The sequence below is a fragment of the Skermanella pratensis genome (assembly GCF_008843145.1).
Lineage (GTDB): Bacteria > Pseudomonadota > Alphaproteobacteria > Azospirillales > Azospirillaceae > Skermanella > Skermanella pratensis.
This window is the reverse complement of record NZ_CP030265.1, coordinates 3,657,663-3,677,070: the sequence shown is the minus strand read 5'-3', so window position 1 is coordinate 3,677,070 and position 19,408 is coordinate 3,657,663. Positions and strand designations below refer to the sequence as shown.

Sequence of the window (19,408 nt, the reverse complement as noted above, 5' to 3'; positions counted from 1 at the left end):
GGCGACCCTGAACAAGGGAGGTCACAATCGTGGATCTTGCCGCAAAGCTTCCCGACATGACGGACAGCGCCCTCGATACGTTGAACGGCAACGCCTCGCGCCTGATACAGAGCGGGACGACGGCGCAGAAGAAAGCGGCGACGGCACTGATGCCGGCGCTCGAGCAGGAACTCGCTTCCCGCCGACTGGCCAAGCAGGCCGCCAAGAAGGCGTCGGACGCGGCGCGTCCCACACCCGTCCGCAAGCGCGCCAAGGCCAAGGCGGCCGACTAAGGTCCGCACGCCCGGCTTGAACGCGTTGTTCAGGCCAGCTGGGCCTGCTGCCATCCCAGTTCCGCAAGCAGCGGTGCCATGCCGCCGACCGCATTGGCGTCGGCCGAACTCGCGTTTCCCTGAAGCGCCCGGGCGCGAACCCCTTCGGTGATCGCGGCGATCCTGAACAGCCCGAACGCCATGTAGAAGCGCCAGCCGTCGATCCCGGAACGCCCCGTCCGCCTTGCATAGGCCGCGACATACTCGTCCTCGGTCGGCAGGCCGAGTGCCGGCAGATCGAGTCCGCCCAGGCCGGTCAAGGCCTTCTGCCCAGTCGGCAGGTGCCAGATCATGCAGTTGTAGGCGAGGTCGGCCAGGGGATGGCCGAGCGTGGAGAGCTCCCAGTCCAGAACGGCCAGGACGCGCGGCTCGGTCGGATGGAAGATCATGTTGTCGATCCGGAAATCCCCGTGGGCGATCGCCGTCTCGTCTCCGGGCGGCCGGTTCGCGGGCAGCCACTCGATCAGCCGGTCCATGGCGGGCATCGGCTCCGTCCGGGCCGCCTGATACTGGCGCGTCCAGCGGTCGATCTGCCGGCCGATATAGTTGTCCGGCTTGCCGTAGTCCGCCAGCCCCGCGGCGCGCCAGTCCACGGTGTGGAGCCGGGCCAGCGTGTCGTTCATGGCGTCGAAGATGCCGGCGCGCTCGTGCGCCGATATTCCGGGCAGGGCAGGGTCCCAGAAGATGCGGCCCTCGACGAAATCCATCACGTAGAACGCGGTTCCGATGATTGAGGTGTCCTCGCACAGCAGGTGCGGGGTCGCCACCGGAAAGCCGGTGCCCTTGAGGCCGACCATCACCTTGTATTCGCGTTCGATCAAGTGGGCGGACGGCAACAGCGTGCCCGGCGGCTTCTTGCGCAGGACATAGCGCCGGTCCGGCGTATCGATCAGGAAGGTCGGATTGGACTGGCCGCCCTTGAACTGCTTTATGGCCGCCGGCCCCCGAAACCCCGCCAGGGTCGCGGTCAGATAGGCGACCAGGGCGTTCTCGTCGAACCGGTGGACGTCTCGCACCGCCCCGGTGTCGGCCTCTCCGGCATGGGAATTGGTCGTCATGGCTTTCTCCGGATGTCAGAGCGGGTCGGAAACCGTGGCGCCGCCGTCCGCGACGATGACCTGCCCGGTGACGAATCGCGCGGCGCGCGACGCCAGGAAGGTGGCGATGCCGCCAATATCGTCCGGGTCGCCGATCCGGCGCAAGGGCGTGCGTTCCTCGACGCGCTTCAGCAGGTCTGGGTTCTCCCACAGGGCCCGCGCGAAGTCGGTCTTCACCAAGCCCGGCGCGATGCAGTTGACCCGGATGCCGCGCGGCCCCCATTCGACCGCCAGGTTGCGGGCGAGCTGAGCCTCCGCCGCCTTGGAGACGCCGTAGATGCCGATCACCGGATTGCCGGTCAGGGCGGTGATGCTGGACAGCAGGACGATCGATCCGTCGCCCCGCTCGGCCATATGGGGCAGGACCATGTTGCACAGCCAGAAGGTGCTTCGGACATTGGTGCCCAGGATCTTGTCGAACGCCTCGTCGCTGACTTCGATCGACGGGCCGTAGACCGGGTTGGTCGCGGCGTTGCAGACCAGCACGTCGATCCGTCCCCAGGTTTCAAGGGTGGTGTCTACCAGGGCGCGAAGATCCTCCTTGCGGGAGATGTTGCACGGCACCGATATCGCCTCGTGGCCGGCACGCACCAGTACTTCGGCAACGGCGGCGCAGGCGTCCGCCTTTCGGCTGGAAATCACCACCCTGGCGCCGGCCCGCGCCATGCACTCCGCGGTCGACCGGCCGATCCCGCGGCTGGAGCCGGTGATCAGGGCGACCTTGCCCGTCAAGTCGAACATGCGCTTCCTCTCGGTTTGCTGTTTTCGGGGCGGAGCCCGTGCCATGGTGCCCTGCCTCGAGTGACCCGCTGGTCAAGCCCATGGATTCACTCAAACGTTTGTTCTAAATCTACGCCATGGGACGGGGCCTGTCGAGCAGGCTCCATCCGTGGACCCAAGGAGAAACCGATATGACGGACCGTCCGTTCAACCGCGTGCTGCTGACCAACGATGACGGCATCGGCGAGCCGGGCCTGGACATCCTGGAAGAGGTCGCGGCGACGCTGGCGCATGAAGTCTGGGTGGTGGCGCCGGAAACCGACCAGAGCGGCACGGCCAACTCGATCAGCCTGCACCAGCCGATCCGCGTCCGCGAGCGCGGGCACCGGCGCTACAGCGTCAATGGCACGCCGGCTGACTGCATCCTGATGGGCGTGCAGCACCTGATGGGGGACCAGCGCCCCGACCTCGTGCTGTCCGGCATCAACGCGGGCGCCAACCTGGGCGACGACGTGGCCTATTCCGGCACGGTCGCGGGCGCCATGACTGCCCTGTTCCTGGGCATCCGCGGGATCGCGCTGAGCCAGTCCTACCGCACCCGCAACTCCGTGCCCTGGCAGACGGCGGCCCATTGGGCGCCGAAGGTGATCCGGACCCTGACGGTGGGCGGATGGTCGGGCAACCTGTGCTACAACGTGAACTTCCCCGACATTCCGCCGGAGCAGGTCACCGCGATGGAGGCGGTCCGCCAGGGCGAGGGCGGCATCCTGCATATCGGCATCGAACAGCGGGAGGACACCCGCGAGAAGGCCTACTACTGGTTGCGATTCCTGCGCGAGCGCCGCGAACTGGCTCCGGACACCGACGTCGCGGCACTCAAGCGGGGCTCGGTCGCGGTCACCCCGCTGAAGTTCGACCGCACCGACCTGGATGCCATGGCCGATCTGCGCCAGGCGTTATCCTGACGCCGAGGCCGTCTCCGGCACCGCCGCTCTGGCGGTCGCGGCGGCATGGGGACCCTGGAACCCGGCCACCGCGAAGTCGATCATCCGCTCGATCAGCGCGTCGGTATCCTCCAGGTCGCACACGCCGCCGGAGATGGCTTCCAGCCGGCCCAGGTCGGTGATGGTGTAGTGCATGAGCGCCAGCGTGAAGTGCAGGCGCCAGTAGATCTCCTCCTGCGGCAGGTGGGGCAGGGCCCGGCCGAGCGGCACCACGAACCGCTGCAGGTGCCCGACGTCCTTGTCCATCAGGCTGCGCATCTCCGGCGTGCCGTCGGTGCGCACCCGCGCCATGAACTGGATGAAGACCGACAGCCCGCCGCTGGGATTCTGGGTCCAGCGGATCGGCGGGCAGAGCAGCGCGTGCAGGATCTCGCGCAGCGGCACCGGTCCGCCGGCGGCGCGCGCCTCCGCGTCCCTCAGCAGCGCCACCCGCTCCCGGTTCAGGTCGGCGGCGCGCCGCTTGAACACAGAGAGCAGCAGGGCGTCCTTGGAGCCGAAATGGTAGTTCACCGCGGCCAGGTTGACGCCCGCGGCGGCCGTGATCTCCCGCAGGGACACGCTGGCGAAGCTCCGCTCGGCGAAAAGCCGCTCCGCCGTGTCCAGGATGATCTCCTTGGTCTCCGAACCGCGCATGATCCCGTCCCGCATTCAAACGACGTTTCAATGTTATTTCATACGTTCGCTTCAATCAATGCCGATGGGCCATCACAAGCCAATGGACAAAGGGCCGGGAGAGGTTTTATCGTGCGTGATTGAAACGATCGTTTGAATGAATTGATCAGCTAGGGGAGAAAACGCCGTGTCCGCCAGCATCCAGACCGCCTCCGACGCCTCCAGCCTGCGCGACAGGCTGCTCGCCTTCATGGACCGGCACATCTACCCCAACGAGAGGGTCTGGCACGAGCAGCACGCCGCCCAGGCCGACCGCTGGCAGGCGCCGCCGATCGTCGAGGAACTGAAGGCGAAGGCGCGGGAGGAGGGGCTCTGGAATCTGTTCCTGCCCGAAAGCGAATTGGGCGCCGGGCTGTCCAACAGCGTCTACGCGCCGCTGTGCGAGATCATGGGCCGGTCCTTCATGGCACCGGAGATTTTCAACTGCTCCGCCCCGGACACCGGCAACATGGAAGTCCTGGTCCGCTACGGGACCCCGGAGCAGAAGGAGCGCTGGCTGAAACCGCTTCTGGCCGGCGAGATCCGCTCCTGCTTCGCCATGACCGAGCCGGACGTCGCGTCGTCCGACGCCACCAACATCGAGTGCCGGATCGAGCGCGACGGCGACCACTACGTCGTCAACGGGCGCAAATGGTGGTCTTCGGGCGCCAACGACCCGCGCTGCAGGATCGCGATCCTGATGGGCAAGACCGACCCGTCCGCGCCGAAACACCAGCAGCAGTCCATGATCCTGGTGCCGTTCGACACGCCCGGCGTGGAAGTGGTCCGGCCGCTGACCGTGTTCGGCTACGACGACGCCCCGCACGGCCATGCCGAGGTGACCTACACCGATGTCCGGGTCCCCGCCTCGAACATCCTGCTCGGGGAAGGCAGGGGCTTCGAGATCGCGCAGGGGCGGCTCGGGCCGGGCCGTATCCACCATTGCATGCGCCTGATCGGCCAGGCCGAGCGGGCGCTGGAAGCCATGTGCGCCCGCGCGCACGCCCGCGTCGCCTTCGGCAAGCCGCTGGCCCTGCAGGGTGCCCTGCGGCAGGAGGTCGCCCGGTCGCGAATCGAGATCGATCAGGCCCGCCTTCTGGTCATGGAAGCGGCGCGCCAGATGGATACGGTCGGCAACAAGGCGGCTCGCGGGCTGATCGCGATGATCAAGGTGGTTGCGCCGAATGTCGCATTGGCGGTCATCGACCGGGCGATCCAGGTCCATGGCGGCGCGGGGGTCTGCCAGGATTTCCATCTCGCTTACGCCTGGGCCTCGGCCCGGACCCTCAGGCTGGCGGATGGTCCCGACGAGGTTCACCTGGAATCCGTGGCCCGGCTGGAGCTGGCGAAGCACCGCTGAGCCGGACCAACCCAACTCGTCGTCGATAAAGGGGCTTCCCGCCCGGACTGCGGAGGGGATAAAACGCTTCCCGACGTGTTGACGGTTCCGTGTCGTGTTCCGGCGGCACCGAATTCTGGGAAGGATCGGCTCCTGCAGATGACTTGGCGATGGCTCAAGGTGGTGGCGCTCGGCGCCGCGCTGGTCCTGACCGGCGCCCCGGCGCTGGAACGCTGGCCGTCGGGCGGCCGCGTCGAAGTCTCCATGGGCGTGGACCAGGCGGAAGCACGCCCAAGGTCGGGCGGTTCACGGTCGTCGGGCGGCTATTCCCGTCCGAGCAGCAGCTATTCGCGCACGCCGTCGTTCGGGACCACAAGCCGGTCGAGCAGGACGCCGTCGGCCAGCGGCGGCTATTCCCGGCCGTCCACGTCGGGCGGCGGCATCTTCGGCTCGGGCGCGCCGTCCGCGGGCGACCGCGCCATGTCGCGCCAGTCCGGCGGCGATGCGCTCAGCCGCTACCGCGAGCAGCAGCAGCCCCCGTCGGCGGCCGGCCAGCCCGCGCCCAGGCCGGATTACGGTACCCAGTACGGCGGACAACGCCGCAGCGGCGGCTCCGGCTGGGGCTGGGGCTCCGGCACCGGCGGAAGCTATGGCGGGGGAGGTTACGGCGGCTCGTTCGGCCGTGGTTATCCGGGCGGCGGCTTCGGCGGCTGGGGCGGGGCGCGCGGCTGGTCGGTGCCCGGTTACGCGGCCCGGTCGGCGTCCCGGTTCGGTATCTGGGACGGACTGTTCCTGTGGTTCCTGCTCGACAACCTGACCCGCCCCGGCTACGCCGCCTTCTTCCACAATCATCAGAACGATCCGGGTTACCAGCAGTGGCGGGCCGAGGCCGACCGCCTCGCCGCCGACAATGCCGATCTGCGGACGAAACTGAACTCGCTCGACCAGTCCCTGAACGCCCAGCAGGGTGAACCCCGCGATCCCGAATACCTGCCGCCCGACACCCCGCGAGAGGTCGCGCTGGCCGAGACCGCCGACACGTCGGGCGATTCGGGCGATTTCGGCGAGTTCGGCCTCGTCGCGATCGTGCTGGTCGGCGGAGGCGTGATTTTCCTGGTTTGGCTGTGGCGAAAACAAAAGGGCGCGCGGCCCGCCCGTTCCGGAGGGAGTGGCTCCATGAGCAATCTGAGGACCGCGGGCAATATCCTGCGTCAGAAAATGTCCGGCGAAACCTACAAGCCGTCGCTCTTCCGGGTGGGCATGACGCTGACCCTGGACCCGACGCCCTTCATCCTGACCGGAGGCACGACCAAGGTCGCGGCGCCCAGCGAGGTCTCCGGCTCCAACATGCTGGTCAGCGTCGCCATGGTCTCCACCATCGGCGACGGCGCCGCCACGCTTCACCGGCTCTACCTGCCGGAGGAGAAGGGATTTTTCCAGATTCACCTGAACACCGCGGGGCAGCCCGACGAATGCCGCTTCTTCTCCCTGATGGACGAAGTCCAGCCGGGCAGCGAGGAGGAGTGGGGTTTCTGGCTGGACAGGCGCGAAGGCATGATCGGCTGGCCGGAGTTCCAGACCAAGGACGGCAAGGTCTATCCGCGCCTTTGGGCGCCCGGGCCGTCGCGCATTCCGCCACACACCCAGTACGAGAACGGCACCGACGCCAACGGCATGACCGTCAGGACGGTCAACACCATGCTCTACGCCGCCCCGACCGGGGCCGCCGATCCGGCGCCGCCGACCGAATACATCATGGTGTCGGCCGTGGAGGAGGGCAGCCAGGCCTGGGTGGAAATCCACGCCGGCATCGACATCAATCCCGCCATGCTCTCGCTCGCCTGAGCCGGCCCGACCCGCCATCCAAGAAGCACGGACACCCCATGGAAACCGATTTCGGCACCGTCCTCACCAGCCTTGGCCAGGGCCTGCCCGTCCTGCTGCTGCACTTCGTGGTGACCCTGCTGCTGCTGGCGCTCGGCGTCGCCTGCTACACCGCGATAACCCCGTTCAACGAGCGGCACCTCGTCCGCGGCGGCAACATCGCCGCCGGCATCGTCTATGGCGGCACCATCATAGCCTTCGCCATACCGCTGGGCGCCACGCTCGTCACCAGCCTGTTCCTGCTCGACATCGTTATCTGGGGCCTGATCGCCCTGGTGCTCCAGCTCGCCGCCTTCGGCATCGCGACCCTGCTGTTCCGCGACATGCGGCCGATGATCGAGGGGGGAATGTGGCGGCGGCCTTGACCCTGGCGGGAATTCAGATCGGAATCGGCCTGTTGAACGCTGGCGCGATGGCAGGATGATGCCCAAATCTGCATCGACCAATTTGGCAAGGAGCCCTAGATGATCTCGTTCATTCGCAACCTCGTCGGTGTCAAGACGGACCGCGCCGTCCAGGCCAGCGTCGAGGCGCTGGTCCGGTGGGACCCGCAGGCCGCGACCGAGGCTGAACTGCGCACCATGGAGCAGCATCTGGACGACCTGGGCCTCCAGGTCGCCCATGCCCGCGCCAGCTACGAGCGGGAAAAAAAGGAAGCCGACGCGATCAACTCCCTGTCGCGGCAGCGCCTTGCCGCCGCCGAGCAGATCGAGAAGCAGGTCGCCGCGGAAACCGATCCGGGCCGCAAGGCCGCTTTCGAAAAAAGTTTGAACACCATGATCTCCATGCTGGAGGAAATGGCGCCCGAGATCGAGCGCGAGGAGGCCGAGGCCAGGGATGCCCAGGAATTCCTGGAAATGCTGGAGCAGACCTATGCCGATGCCGGTGCCAAGCTGAAGCGCGCCCGCAGCGAACTCGACCGCGCCCAGCGGGACATGTCGCGCGCCCAGCAGCAGCGCGATGCGGCCGAGCGCCGCGCCGAGGCCGCCCGGCAGGCCGCCGGGCTGGCGAGCGCCACCAGCGGCCTCAGCGTGGCGCTGAAGGCGATGCAGGACTCGGCGGCCCGCGACATGGCGTCGGCCGACGCGGCGGCGTCAAAGGCGAAGCTGCTCAAGCCGACCAAGCCGGAGGAGGACGACCCCAACATCGCGGCGGCCCTTCGCCTCGCCTCCGGCCAAGCGCCGGCCCCGGCCGCCCTCTCGGACCGGCTGGCGGCGATTCGCGCGCGCAAGTAGGTCGATGCGACCATCCGCCGTGGATCGGCCTTTCCCTCCAGGGACGGGACCGAACCACGGCGGATGGCGCCTCGCGTCAAGCCGGGGGCAGGACGATCCGGTGGCGGGTGCCGCAGTCGTTCTCCACCGAGATTTGCGCTCCCGCCTGGATGCCCAGCCGCTTGACCAGGCGGTAGCCCAGGCTCCGCGCCCGATCCGGCAAGTCGGTCGAGGGCAGCCCGACGCCGTCGTCGGAAATTGTGATCGTCACCGTTCCGTCGTCTCCCCGACGCGCCTCGACCCGGACGGTACCAGCCTTGTCGCCGGGGAATGCATGCTTCAGCGAGTTCGTCAGCAGCTCGTTGACGATCAGCCCGGTGGGCACCGCCCGGTCCAGCGAGAAAGGGATGGGATCGGCATCGACTTCGAAGGCGATTCGCTCCTGCATGTCCGCCACCGCCAGGATGAGGGACCGGACATAGGCTCCCAGATCGACGTTCGAGAAGCTCCCGGCTTCGTGAAGCTGCTCCTGCGCCAGTGCGATCGACCGGACACGCCAGGCGGTCTCCTGCAGCTTGCTCCTGGCTTCCGGCGCCTGGGCGTTGCTGGCCTGCATTTCGAGCAGGCTTGAGATCAGCTGCATGTTGTTGCGCACCCGGTGATGCACCTCGCGCAGCAGCACGTCCTTGTCGTCCAGCGCCTGCTTCATGTCGGTGATGTCGATGCAGGAACCGAAATAGCCGGCGAACGAGCCGTCGGCATCGTGGTAGGGGCGCCCGTTGTCCAGCAGCCAGCGATACTGCCCGTCGTGCCGCCGGAGCCGGTACGGCATGGTGAAGCACTCGCGCTTGTCGAAGCTCGTCGTGTAGATCTGGACGCAACGATCGTAATCCTCGGGGTGGACACCCTCGGCCCAGCCGAATCCGAGTTCCTCTTCCATGGTCCGGCCCGAAAATTCCAGCCACGGCTTGTTGAAGTAATCGCATGCCTTGGTCAGGTCCGACCGCCAGATCATGACCGGAGCGTTATCGGCAAGCAGGCGGAACTGGTGTTCGCCATCCCTGTCCGCCTTCGACATACTGGTACTCCCTGGTATCGGTGTGACATCATGCCCGCTAAGCGGCAATGATATCCTGACTTTCAACAAACTGCGAAGAAAGCTAAGCCGGAATGCAGAGCTTGGGCGACGCCGGTTGCAATCACCGCACGATGCGCCGACCGGTCTATGCCGCGGAATCGGGTGCCGGCGGGGTGGAGAGGTTCCGTCGCGCGCTCCGCGTCCTCATCGTCGAGGATGAGGCGATCACCGCCATGCATATCGAGGACATGGTCCTCCAGCTTGGGCATGGTGTCGTCGATAGTGTCGATACCGAACAGGCTGCCGTCAAGGCGGCGAGGCGGCTTCGCCCCGATCTCGTGCTGATGGACATCCGCCTTGCCAGGGGCTCCGACGGGATCCAGGCCGCCCTGGAGATCAGGCGCGACCCCGGCATCCGCTCCATCTTCATGAGCGCCCAGACCGACGCGCTGACCCGGCTGCGTGCCGACGCCGCCGAGCCCTTCGGGTACCTGGTGAAGCCCTTCGGGATGGATCAGATCGCGGAAGCCTTCAACTGCGCGTCGGCCGGGGGCGGCTGACCGGCGCGATGCCGCCTTTCCGGGCGGCGCTTCCGGAAGTGGGCGGTGCAAGGATGTATGTTCTCAAGCGGTGCCGCGGCCCGGCGACCATGATGCCGGGAACGAATCCAAGTCGCGACACCAGTCGGTGGGACGCGATGTTAGGTTCGTCCACCAGCGCCACCAGCCGCTTCAGCGCCAGGGTGCCGAATGCATGGGTGACGATCGCCGCGAGTGCTTCGGTCGCGTAGCCGAGTCCCCAATGTTCCGGTGCCAAGGCGATCACCGGTTCGATTGCGCCCGCGAAACGGGGGGCTGCAGCGGCGGCGGTCGATGAAACGGGGCCAAGGCCCCCATATCCGAGCCTTGCACCGTCATGGGTTCGGATCGTCCACAATCCCAGGCCGTCGGGCCAGCTTGCAACGCTCCCTGCCAGCAGCACTCCGGCGTGTTCCCGGGTCACTTCGGTATCGTCGCAAAGATAGCGCCGCACGCCGGGTGTGTTAAGCAGGTTCAGCAGATCGTCCAGATCCGCACTGGTCGCCGGATCCATGGCCAGCCGGCCGTTCGTCAGCCTCGGCAACATGGCTCACCGGCAGATGACCGAGCTTGCCCGTATGACATTCTATGTAACCGCCTTATACGCCCGGTCATCGTAAGAATTTGAATTCTAACCTTTCGCACGATTACTGTTTTGCGGAGAAAAATCTAGCTTGCTCCTCATCAGGCACAAGCGGTTTCAGAGTGAAAGATGATCCCGGAATATTCGTGCGTGCGCGGGCGCCTTGGCCTGCTCACCGAGGAGGAGCCATGACAAAGGACGGATTGCCGAACCCTGTTGAGTCGGGCGACCGGCTTCAGGGCGGCGTGATCATGGGGACGGCCAGGATCATCGATTTCCAGCAGGCAGTCGCCGCGCGCGCCCGGCACGCCGCAGGCCGGCCGGTCCCGCATGCCGAGGATCCCGACGCGTTCCGGGGTGGGACCGGCACGCTCCAGCACCAACTCGACCTGCTGTCGGTCCATCTGGGGCTGACGCTGTGCAGGCTCGACCTCATTTCGTTTTCCATCCAGGAAACCGCCGAATTCTGCGCGGACTGCCGCGAGGCGATGGAGATGACCGACATCGGCGCGATGGAGAGGGCGCGGGACGACTTGAGGGCCAAGCTGGAGGAGCGAGCCGCGTTTTGGCGGAATCCGTAGGATTTCAGCTCCGATGAGCCTCCTGCGTGATTGACTCATACGTTTGTTTGAATATACAGTCGCGCCAAGCTCGGATACCAGGGCATCCAGGAAGAACAATCCCCTCTAGGGAGGTTACGCAGATGACGCCGGTTTCCGGCCTCTCCGTTGCTGCCGGCTTGGCCCCGACTCACGGGACCGGGCCGGTGGTCGCGCTCCGCCGGCCGGGTCTTGCCGCAGCGTGATGCCAAGTCTTCTGATCGACCGCCGCGATCTGGATTTTCAGCTGTACGACGTGCTTCGAGTCCAGGACCTGACCGCGCGCGAGCGCTTCGCCGAGCATAGCCGCGAGACCTTCGACGCCTCGATCGACACGGCGCTTCGGCTGGCCGAACGGTACTTCGCCCCGCATAACCGCAAGTCCGACCTGGAGGAGCCCCGTTTCGACGGCACCAGGGTTCATGTGATCCCGGAAGTCCGGGAAGCGCTGGACGCCTTCTCCAAGGCCGGCATGATGGCCGCCGGCCAGGACTTCGACCTCGGCGGGATGCAGCTTCCGCATACGGTGGCCTTGGCGGGCTTCGGGCTGTTCAAGGCCGCCAACATGGCGACCGCCTCCTATCCCATGCTGACCATGGCGGCGGCCAACCTGATCCTGGCCCACGGGTCGGAGGAGCAGAAAGACCGGTACGTCCCGAACATGCTGGCCGGACGCTGGTTCGGCACCATGGCGCTGACCGAGCCTCATGCGGGCTCTTCCCTGGCCGACATCAGGACCACGGCGGAGCCCGCCGGCGACGGCACCTGGCGGCTGACCGGCAACAAGATCTTCATCTCCGGCGGCGACCACGACCTGTCGGAGAACATCGTCCACATGGTGCTGGGCCGGGTCCGCGGGGCACCGGCCGGGATCAAGGGCATTTCCCTGTTCCTGGTGCCCAAGTTCCTGGTCGAACCGGACGGCACGCTCGGGCGGCGCAACGACGTGGCGCTGGCCGGCCTGATCCACAAGATGGGCTGGCGGGGCACCACCTCGACCATGCTGAACTTCGGGGAGAAGGAAGGCGCCGTCGCCTGGCTGGTCGGGGAGCCGAACCAGGGCCTGTCCTACATGTTCCACATGATGAACGAGGCCCGCATCGCGGTCGGGCTCGGCGCCGTCATGCTGGGTTATACCGGCTACCTGCACGCGCTCGATTACGCCCGCAACCGTCCCCAGGGGCGCCCGGCGGGGCGAAGGACCCTTCGGCGCCGCAGCGGCCCATCATCGAGCACGCCGACGTCCGCCGCATGCTGCTGGCCCAGAAAGCCTATGTGGAAGGCGGGCTGGCGCTGTGCCTCTACGCCGCCCGGCTGGTCGACGAGCGGCGCACCGCCACGGACGGACGCGCCCGGCGCGAGGCGGGGCTGCTGCTCGACATCCTGACGCCGCTGGTCAAGGCCTGGCCGGCGCAGTACTGCCTGGAAGCCAACGACCTCGCGATCCAGGTCCATGGCGGCTACGGCTATACCCGGGAGTACCCGGTCGAGCAATTCTACCGGGACAACCGGCTGAACCCGATCCACGAGGGCACCAACGGCATCCAGGCACTGGACCTGCTCGGCCGCAAGGTGACCATGGAGGGCGGTGCCGCCTTCAGGCTGCTGATTCGGGAGGTCCGGGCCATCGTTGACCAAGCCGGGGGCGGGGAGACGGCCGGCCACGCCGGAGACCTGGCGCGGACCTGGGACCTGATCGAGCGGATCACCGCGACGCTGGGCGAGGGGCCGGCCGACCGCGCGCTCGCCAATGCCTCTCTGTACCTGGACTTGGTCGGCCATGCCGTCGTCGCCTGGATGTGGCTGAGGCAGGCCGTGGCGGTCCGGGAGCATCCGGACGCGGCGTTCCGGGCGGGCAAGCTCCAGGCCTGCCGCTATTTCTTCCATTACGAATTGCCGCGCGCCCGGGCCCATGCCGAAGTGCTGCTCTCGCTCGATCCGACGCTGCTCGACATGCGGCCGGACTGGTTTTGACCGAACCCAAACTTTCCTGGAAGAACTGCCCATGAAAATCGGACCCGTGAAAATCGGAGTCATCGGCGCCGGCATGATGGGCGCGGAGATCGCGCTGAGTTTCGCCCTCGCCGGCAACGAGGTGCGGCTCCACGACAACGACCCGGCTTCGATCGGGCGCGCCATGGCGCGGCTCGGCGAGGTACTGGACAAGGGCGCCGCGCGGGGCTTCTACAAGGCGGAGGACAAGCAGGCGACGCTCGACCGCCTGCTGCCCACGCCGGACCTCGCCGCATATGCCGATCGCGAGTTCGTGATCGAGGCGGTGTTCGAGGATGTCTCTGTCAAGTCAGAGGTCTTCCGCCGTCTGGACTCGATCTGCGCAGCGGACTGCCTGCTCGCCAGCAACACCTCGACCATCCCGATCTCGACGCTGGCGGCGGCGCTGTCGGCGGAGCGGCGGGACCGCTTCCTCGGCACCCATTTCTTCTCGCCCGTCAGCCGCATGAAGCTCGTCGAGGTGATCCCCGGTTTCGAGACCGCGCCGGACGTCCTGGACCGGGTGATGGAGATCTGCCGGGCCGCCGCGAAGGAGCCGATCAGGGTCAAGGACGTCGCCGGGTTCGCCGTCAACCGGGTGCTGCATGCCTTCCTGATCGAGGCCGTCCGCCTCGTCGAGGAGGAGGTCGCGACGCCGGAGGACATCGACAAGGCCTGCCGCCTGGGCCTCGGCCACCCCGTCGGCCCGTTCGAACTGATGGACCTGGTGACCAATGGACTGACGCTCCAGGTGCAGGAGATCCTGCACGACGCCTACGGCCCGCGCTTCCTGCCGCGTCCCCTCCTGAAGCAGCGGGTCGCGGCCGGCCACCAGGGGCGCCGCACCGGCCGCGGCTGGAAGGCTTACGGCCGCTGATCGATCCGCGCAGCGGCCTTGTCGAGTCGGCAGGGGAAGACGAGGACAATGCAACGCCGGTCAAATTCCGCGTTCGGCTACATCGGTGCCGGAACCGCGCCGCGCCGGCCCAGCGTGACGCTCCGCATGGCCGCCTCCGCACGCGGCAGATGGGGTTCGCAGTCGGTCGCCTCCCCTGTAAAGACCATGAAATGGGCGTCCCGCGCGTCGCTCGCCATGAACACGGCGACGACGCGCTCGTCGGCGCCGGAATCCACCACGGCTGAGGCGTAGCGGCCAACCGATCCGTCGCCCGTCCGCATCTGCGTGGGCGGCTGCTCGCGCAGAACCCGCAGCGGCCCTTTGACCGAATTCCAGGTCTGCTGGAAGAACGGTACCGGGCGTTCGCCGCCCAATGCCCTCGGGGCCAGGACGGACAGGCTGCACGTCTCCGTCCGGTAGACCACGTTGGTCCCCTCCTGGGACCGGCTCCAGCCGCTGGGCGGATCGAGCGTCAGGCCGTTGGCTTGCTCCGAGGCATTGGCCGTTCCATGGAAAAGACCCGGGAACAGGATAAACGCCGTCAGCGCGGCGACCGCGACCCGCATCGGGGCGCCCTTCATGGCAATCCGGGATTTCATCGATCGTCGCTCCGCGTACCGTGATCACCGTAACGCGATGATACACGCTCCATGCCGGCCACGGATAGGGCGCGACAAGCCAAGGTGGAACCGCGCGTCCCCACGCAATGGTATGGCGTCCAGGCTGTTGTCCAAGGGCATTACAACAGGCCGGGGACTAGGCAATGAACGACCGTGAAGCCCGCGAACAGCGTGAAAAGCCGGTGGGCGAGCGTCCGCAGGACATCCGCAGCCGGACCGACGTGATCATGGAGCGCGACGCCCGCCATCTTGCCGACGAGCAGGGCGAATCGGCTTCGGTCGGAGGGCTCAATCCGGAACCCGACCAGGCCATGCGGACGGGCAAGGAGCGCCGGATGGAGCAGGGGGCCTCGCCGACGTTGGACGCGGACGGCAAACCCTACGGGCACGACGAGGATCCCGATTCCACCGGCACCAAGGCGGGCACGCTCGGCGGCATCGGCGGCCTTCCCTGACAGCGGATGCGGCCATCAACGGAAAACCAGGAGGGTAGAGACATGGATCGATCGATGACGGCGACCGCGAACTGGGGCCGCTACGCCTTGCTGGCCGGCGGTGGATTGCTGACCGTCCAGGGACTGCGGCGCGGCGGCTGGGCGGGGGCGGCCTTGACGGCGGCCGGGGCGGGGCTGCTCGCCAGCGGCGTCGCAAACGACGCCGTAAGGGAGCGCCTTCACCTGCCGGACCTGCGCGACATGCCGGGCGTGCGTCCGCAGCCCGTCACCATCCGCCATTCGGTCACGATCGCCAAGCCGCGCGAGGAACTGTACCGGTTCTGGCGTGATTTCACGAACCTGTCGCGGATCATGCCGGAAATCGACCGGATCGACGTGCGCGACCCGCGCCACTCCCACTGGGTGGTCAACGGGCCGGGCGGGGCAAAGGTCGCTTTCGACGCGGAGGTCGACGACGACCGCGAGAACGAGCGCATCGCCTGGCGCAGCGTCGGCGACGCGCAGGTGCCGAACTCCGGCTGGGTGAGGTTCGCAGACGCGCCGGGCGGCCGCGGCACGGAAGTGCGCCTCGAACTCACCTACGAGCCGCCGCTGGGCCGGTTGGGCCGGGGGATCGCCATGCTGGCCGGTCAGGAGCCTCAGCTCCATGCCCATCGGGCGCTGCGCCGGCTCAAGCAGCTGATGGAAGCGGGCGAGATCACCACCACGGAAGGTCAGCCCTCCGGCCGGAGCGGTTGAGGTCCCGCGACGCCGGGGGGCGGCCGTCCGCGTTGTTTCCCGCGGTGCGTTGGGGCGGTGCGTTGGGCCTCCGGGCCCAACTCTCTGGGGCGATCGTCGGTCCAGCCGCCGCGGACGCTCTTCGACTCTGCGCCATCCTGCAGGAGGATCGGTCCTGGAGCGGTCAGCGACCCAGCCTCATTTCGCCAGGCCTACGCGTCTGGCGAGTTCAAGCCGTCCTCGGGCAAGGCGGCTCATCAGGGTGCCTATCGGGATGTTCAGCTCCGCGGCGGCCTCCTGGTAGCTGAGACCCTTGACGCAGACCAGCATGATGGGTCCGCGTTGCTCCTCGGGAAGCGCCGCCATGACCTCTCGCACCCGCATCAGCATGGAGCGTGCGATCAGGGTCCGCTCGGTATCTTCCGTTCCGATATGCTCGCCGTCTTCCAGCGGCGCTGACAGACGCTCCCGGGAACTGCGCTTCTGGTCGATCCACAGGTTCCGGATGACGCAACGCATCCAACTCGCCGGTTGCTCGATGGCATCCAGAGACACCTGCCGGGTCAGGACGCGCTCGTAGGCTGTTTGAACGAGATCGTCAGCGGCATCGGCTGATCGTGTCAGCGAGCGCGCATAGCGCCGTAGGTCCGGCATCATGGTGGTGATAGCGTGCCGCATATCCTGCAAGGCCCACGAAGTCATGCTTCAATCCAGTGATAAAACGGCCACGCTCGAGGCTGCCGACATTTCAAGTAGCAGATTTATCTACGGAAATGACGGTACATTTCCATCACAATAAATAATTATACCCCTTGATACTATTCAGGCCATGTGGAGCCATGTCGAAAATGCCGTCACGACCAATGCCTGAGCCTTTTGTTACTTCGGTTGCGCTTTTCAAGGGCACGGGACGGTCGCCGTTGAATAAGTCTTAGGTGTGATGCCTCAGCTTGGCTTGGCGCGTGGACATTTTTTGGCTGTACGGATCTGCTGGAACCGCCCGGCACCGGGAAAGGCCACCCCGGAGCGGGTCAATCGGTTCGGCCATCCCTGCCTGCCCGGAGTCATCGGCGGGATTCCCCCTGCCGAGGCCGAAGCGAGCGACCATGCACATCGCCGAGAAGCGTGATCCACGGCGAAGCCAGGGCTGTTCTCCCCGACCCGCCGGCGTCCTAGATGTCCGGGCCGATGAACCCCGGCGGCCGCGGTTCCTGGACCACGCCTTCGGCGAGCCATGTCAGGCAGGCGTCGATGGTGGCCAGCAGGGTGCGCTCCGTGAACGGCTTGCGCACCAGCCCGACGACCCCGACCCCCCGCGCGATTTCCATGGTGACGTGACCGGTGACCAGCAGCGTCGGCACCTGCCAGCGGTCCATGATCAGGCGTGCCGCTTCGAGCCCGTCGGTGCCGCCCAGATCGACATCGAGAAGCGCCAGGTCGGGCCGGTGCTCCGCTACCAGGGTCAGCGCTTCGTCGGCATTTGCGGCGATGCCGCAGACTTCATGGCCGGCTCCAGTCAGGATCGTCTCCATGTCCAGCGCGACCAGCAACTGATCCTCGGCTATGATGAGACGCACTCCAGCCAACGCAATTCCCCTTCTGCACTTCGACTGTTTGGCAATTCCCTTATCGACAACAACAAGAGACGGCAGCGATCAGCTCTCTGTACTCCTGAAGATTTGCCGGTTCCTGATTTGGCCGAGCGTTCCGGACAGGGTGGTTTCCAGCCGGTCCGCCGATATGGTGCTCTCTGCATCCGGAGGGGGGAAGGTGCCTGGTCCGCTCCACAACCCGACCACGATGGGAGTCGAAGTGCCGAGCTTGCCACGCAGGCGTCTCACCACCCGCCGGGCATGCTGGACCGATCCGGGGTTGAGATACGACAGGCAGACCAGCCGGACATCCGACGTGTCCAGTTTGGCGAGGTTGCGGAGCGACACGGCCTCGCAGGGCAGGGCTTCCGCCTTGAACCCGTCCCGCTCCAGCAGATGGGCTGTCAGGACCGCCGCCGCCCGGTCCAGTTCGTTCCGGCCGGCGATGCACAGGACGCGGACGGGGGCTGCCGGAGTTTTGACGGCATCGCCTTCGGATGCCGGCGGCTCCTCGTAATCGTCGAGCGTTTCGACCACGGTGTCGATGCCTTCGGCGATCGCCGCCTGGGTGGCGTTGTCGAAGGCGCCGCGCTGGCGGTCGGCCTCCGCAAGGTGGAGGGCAGGCACGATCAACTCGTCGTAGAGGACCGCGAGCGGACGCTGGCCGGCGGCTTCCTCCGCCAGTTCCGCCGCTTCCGCGGGGTCGCGGGCGAGCAATCTCTGATAGAATCTGGCCTCGATCGGCAGGACCGGATCGTTGCCGAACATCACGTGAAGGAACTGGAGCTGCGGCACGTGGCGGCCGATGACGACCAGGCACACCGTCAGCGGCGTCGCGAGCAGGACCCCGACCGGCCCCCACAAGGTGATCCAGACCACGGCCGCCGTGATCACGGCCAGCGGCGACAGGCCGGTGCTGCTGCCGTAGAGCCAGGGTTCCAGCACGTTGTTGCTGAACAGCTCCAGCCCCAGGAAGAGGCCGATGGTCAGCAGCGGGTCGGTCCAGCCGGGCGACACCGCGAATGACAGGACGATGGGGAAGAAGGCCGACACGACCGGCCCGACATAGGGTATGAAGCGCAGCACCATCGCCAGCACGCCCCATAGGACGGGGTTCGGGACGCCGATGAAATAGAGGCCGATCGCGACCGGGATGCCGTAGGTGACATTGATGATGAGCTGCATCAGCAGGTAGCGGCTGACCCGGGCCCCGGCCTCGTCCATCGCTTCGGTCGTCCGGTGCAGGTCGTTCGCCCCGACCAGCCGGATCAGGCGATCCCTCAGGTCCTCCCGCTGAAGCAGCATGAAGATCACGAATACCAGCACGATGCCGGCCGTGCCGATCGGGGCGACCAGCGGCCCCAGGAAGGTCTGGATCTCGTTCCAGGGCGACGGACGCGGCTCGTGGATTTCCACCGGGATCGGGCGCAGCACGTCGAAGCGTCCATTTTCCCCGGCTTGGCGGGCGACCCCTTCGGTGCTGGGTGCGGTCGCCTGCTCCAGCTCTTTGCTGAGGTCGCGCAGCATCTCCGACGCTTGGTCGATCACGCCGCCGCCGCCTCCCTCGGTCGCCCCCCGCACGCTCTGGATCTTGGCCCTTATGTTCTGCTCGTAGCTCGGGAGATTGCGCGCCAGATCGACCAGCTGGCTCGCCACCAGGGTGCCGAAGCCCAGTATCGCCATGAACATCAGCAGGACGACCAGGATCACCGAGAGGATCTTGCCCAGTCCCCAGCGGCGCAGGCGGATCACGATCGGCGCCAGCGCGAAGCTGAGCAGAATCGCCAGCGCCACGGGCATCAGGATGTCCCGGCCGAAATAGAGGGCCGCGACGACGGTCACGATGATGCCGAGCGTCGTGCCGGGCGATACCGACGGGGCGGCCGGTTGGATACGGACCGGTTGGGCAGCCGACTGGGACTGCGGCGACTGGGATCGCGGGGTGAAAGCCCGGGGACTGGACGTCGAGACTGACATTTTGAAGGGCGGCCGCAAATTGGGAATAGAACCTCCTGTGAACATGCGCCCCGATCACTTGTTGCGCCTCCGCGTACGAAGGGGCGCGCAAAGGGGACG

21 protein-coding genes and 1 pseudogene are annotated in these 19,408 nt (G+C 67.0%); 13 read left to right on the top strand and 9 right to left on the bottom strand.

All coding sequences use genetic code 11. The features are described 5' to 3' along the window. Nucleotides 1–29 precede the first annotated feature (29 nt). The gene (locus DPR14_RS16795; protein WP_158046180.1) at nt 30–272 is read left to right on the top strand and encodes a hypothetical protein; all 243 of its coding nucleotides are present in this window, start codon (nt 30–32) and stop codon (nt 270–272) included. Between the two features lie 29 nt (nt 273–301). On the opposite strand, the gene DPR14_RS16790 is transcribed toward DPR14_RS16795, so the two are convergent. Together DPR14_RS16790 and DPR14_RS16785 are read right to left on the bottom strand one after the other, a co-directional pair. Next, nucleotides 302–1,369, bottom strand: coding sequence for a phosphotransferase (locus DPR14_RS16790; RefSeq protein ID WP_158046179.1), 1,068 nt, complete (start codon nt 1,367–1,369; stop codon nt 302–304). Nucleotides 1,370–1,384: 15 nt separating this feature from the next. Next, nucleotides 1,385–2,149 carry an SDR family NAD(P)-dependent oxidoreductase gene (locus DPR14_RS16785; RefSeq protein WP_158046178.1) on the bottom strand — a complete coding sequence of 255 codons (765 nt, stop codon included), beginning with the start codon at nt 2,147–2,149 and terminating at the stop codon, nt 1,385–1,387. A 170-nt stretch (nt 2,150–2,319) separates the two neighbouring features. Here DPR14_RS16785 and surE point away from each other — a divergent pair, with 170 nt between their 5' ends. After that, the gene (surE, locus tag DPR14_RS16780; RefSeq protein WP_158046177.1) at nt 2,320–3,093 is read left to right on the top strand and encodes a 5'/3'-nucleotidase SurE; all 774 of its coding nucleotides are present in this window, start codon (nt 2,320–2,322) and stop codon (nt 3,091–3,093) included. Here the strand turns inward: surE and DPR14_RS28745 are convergent. Beyond that, entirely contained in the window at nt 3,085–3,780 is a 696-nt protein-coding gene (locus DPR14_RS28745) for a TetR/AcrR family transcriptional regulator (RefSeq protein ID WP_158046176.1), read from the bottom strand. The two genes, surE and DPR14_RS28745, sit on opposite strands and share 9 nt — an antisense overlap. Nucleotides 3,781–3,931: 151 nt before the next feature. Between DPR14_RS28745 and DPR14_RS16770 the strand changes: the two genes are divergently transcribed. The 4 genes from DPR14_RS16770 to DPR14_RS16755 all read left to right on the top strand — a co-directional run bounded on the left by DPR14_RS16770 (nt 3,932) and on the right by DPR14_RS16755 (nt 8,241). Continuing rightward, entirely contained in the window at nt 3,932–5,143 is a 1,212-nt protein-coding gene (locus DPR14_RS16770; RefSeq protein ID WP_343038660.1) for an acyl-CoA dehydrogenase family protein, read from the top strand. A 138-nt stretch (nt 5,144–5,281) separates the two neighbouring features. Beyond that, nucleotides 5,282–6,967 carry a DUF2491 family protein gene (locus DPR14_RS16765; RefSeq protein WP_158046175.1) on the top strand — a complete coding sequence of 562 codons (1,686 nt, stop codon included), beginning with the start codon at nt 5,282–5,284 and terminating at the stop codon, nt 6,965–6,967. Nucleotides 6,968–7,005: 38 nt separating this feature from the next. Continuing rightward, nucleotides 7,006–7,371: a DUF350 domain-containing protein gene (locus DPR14_RS16760; protein WP_246148243.1), complete on the top strand. Its 366-nt coding sequence runs from the start codon at nt 7,006–7,008 to the stop codon at nt 7,369–7,371. 99 nt (nt 7,372–7,470) lie between these two features. Then, nucleotides 7,471–8,241 (top strand): hypothetical protein, encoded by a 771-nt coding sequence (locus DPR14_RS16755; protein WP_158046174.1) that lies wholly within the window; start codon nt 7,471–7,473, stop codon nt 8,239–8,241. Nucleotides 8,242–8,317: 76 nt separating this feature from the next. On the opposite strand, the gene DPR14_RS16750 is transcribed toward DPR14_RS16755, so the two are convergent. Next, nucleotides 8,318–9,298 (bottom strand): sensor histidine kinase, encoded by a 981-nt coding sequence (locus DPR14_RS16750; RefSeq protein ID WP_158046173.1) that lies wholly within the window; start codon nt 9,296–9,298, stop codon nt 8,318–8,320. Between the two features lie 92 nt (nt 9,299–9,390). Between DPR14_RS16750 and DPR14_RS16745 the strand changes: the two genes are divergently transcribed. Next, nucleotides 9,391–9,858 (top strand): response regulator, encoded by a 468-nt coding sequence (locus DPR14_RS16745; protein ID WP_211103794.1) that lies wholly within the window; start codon nt 9,391–9,393, stop codon nt 9,856–9,858. On the opposite strand, the gene DPR14_RS16740 is transcribed toward DPR14_RS16745, so the two are convergent. Beyond that, on the bottom strand, nt 9,830–10,390 hold the full coding sequence (locus DPR14_RS16740; protein ID WP_192498989.1) for a GNAT family N-acetyltransferase: 561 nt from the start codon (nt 10,388–10,390) through the stop codon (nt 9,830–9,832). The genes DPR14_RS16745 and DPR14_RS16740 overlap by 29 nt on opposite strands. Nucleotides 10,391–10,647: 257 nt before the next feature. Between DPR14_RS16740 and DPR14_RS16735 the strand changes: the two genes are divergently transcribed. The 4 genes and pseudogenes from DPR14_RS16735 (at nt 10,648) to DPR14_RS16720 (ending at nt 13,927) form a co-directional block, all read left to right on the top strand. After that, nucleotides 10,648–11,040, top strand: a complete 393-nt coding sequence (locus DPR14_RS16735; protein WP_158046171.1) for a hypothetical protein — start codon at nt 10,648–10,650, stop codon at nt 11,038–11,040. Nucleotides 11,041–11,263: 223 nt separating this feature from the next. Further along, a pseudogene (locus DPR14_RS28310) lies at nt 11,264–11,950 on the top strand (acyl-CoA dehydrogenase family protein); the annotation flags it as partial. A gap of 359 nt (nt 11,951–12,309) precedes the next feature. Then, nucleotides 12,310–13,032: an acyl-CoA dehydrogenase C-terminal domain-containing protein gene (locus DPR14_RS27845; RefSeq protein WP_158046169.1), complete on the top strand. Its 723-nt coding sequence runs from the start codon at nt 12,310–12,312 to the stop codon at nt 13,030–13,032. A gap of 31 nt (nt 13,033–13,063) precedes the next feature. Further along, nucleotides 13,064–13,927, top strand: coding sequence for a 3-hydroxyacyl-CoA dehydrogenase family protein (locus tag DPR14_RS16720; RefSeq protein ID WP_158046168.1), 864 nt, complete (start codon nt 13,064–13,066; stop codon nt 13,925–13,927). A gap of 77 nt (nt 13,928–14,004) precedes the next feature. On the opposite strand, the gene DPR14_RS16715 is transcribed toward DPR14_RS16720, so the two are convergent. Then, nucleotides 14,005–14,547, bottom strand: coding sequence for a hypothetical protein (locus DPR14_RS16715; protein WP_158046167.1), 543 nt, complete (start codon nt 14,545–14,547; stop codon nt 14,005–14,007). Between the two features lie 164 nt (nt 14,548–14,711). On the opposite strand from DPR14_RS16715, the gene DPR14_RS16710 reads away from it, so the two are divergent. Both DPR14_RS16710 and DPR14_RS16705 read left to right on the top strand, forming a co-directional pair. Then, nucleotides 14,712–15,023, top strand: a complete 312-nt coding sequence (locus DPR14_RS16710; RefSeq protein WP_158046166.1) for a hypothetical protein — start codon at nt 14,712–14,714, stop codon at nt 15,021–15,023. A gap of 42 nt (nt 15,024–15,065) precedes the next feature. Next, nucleotides 15,066–15,761 (top strand): SRPBCC family protein, encoded by a 696-nt coding sequence (locus DPR14_RS16705; RefSeq protein ID WP_192498988.1) that lies wholly within the window; start codon nt 15,066–15,068, stop codon nt 15,759–15,761. A gap of 177 nt (nt 15,762–15,938) precedes the next feature. Here the strand turns inward: DPR14_RS16705 and DPR14_RS16700 are convergent, their stop codons facing one another. From DPR14_RS16700 to DPR14_RS16690, 3 genes are all read right to left on the bottom strand, one after another. Continuing rightward, a complete protein-coding gene (locus DPR14_RS16700) occupies nt 15,939–16,442 on the bottom strand; it encodes an RNA polymerase sigma factor (protein WP_211103793.1) in 504 nt (167 codons plus the stop codon). Nucleotides 16,443–16,912: 470 nt separating this feature from the next. Further along, the gene (locus DPR14_RS16695) at nt 16,913–17,317 is read right to left on the bottom strand and encodes a response regulator (RefSeq protein WP_158046164.1); all 405 of its coding nucleotides are present in this window, start codon (nt 17,315–17,317) and stop codon (nt 16,913–16,915) included. A gap of 78 nt (nt 17,318–17,395) precedes the next feature. Then, a complete protein-coding gene (locus DPR14_RS16690) occupies nt 17,396–19,309 on the bottom strand; it encodes an AI-2E family transporter (protein WP_158046163.1) in 1,914 nt (637 codons plus the stop codon). Nucleotides 19,310–19,408 lie beyond the last annotated feature (99 nt).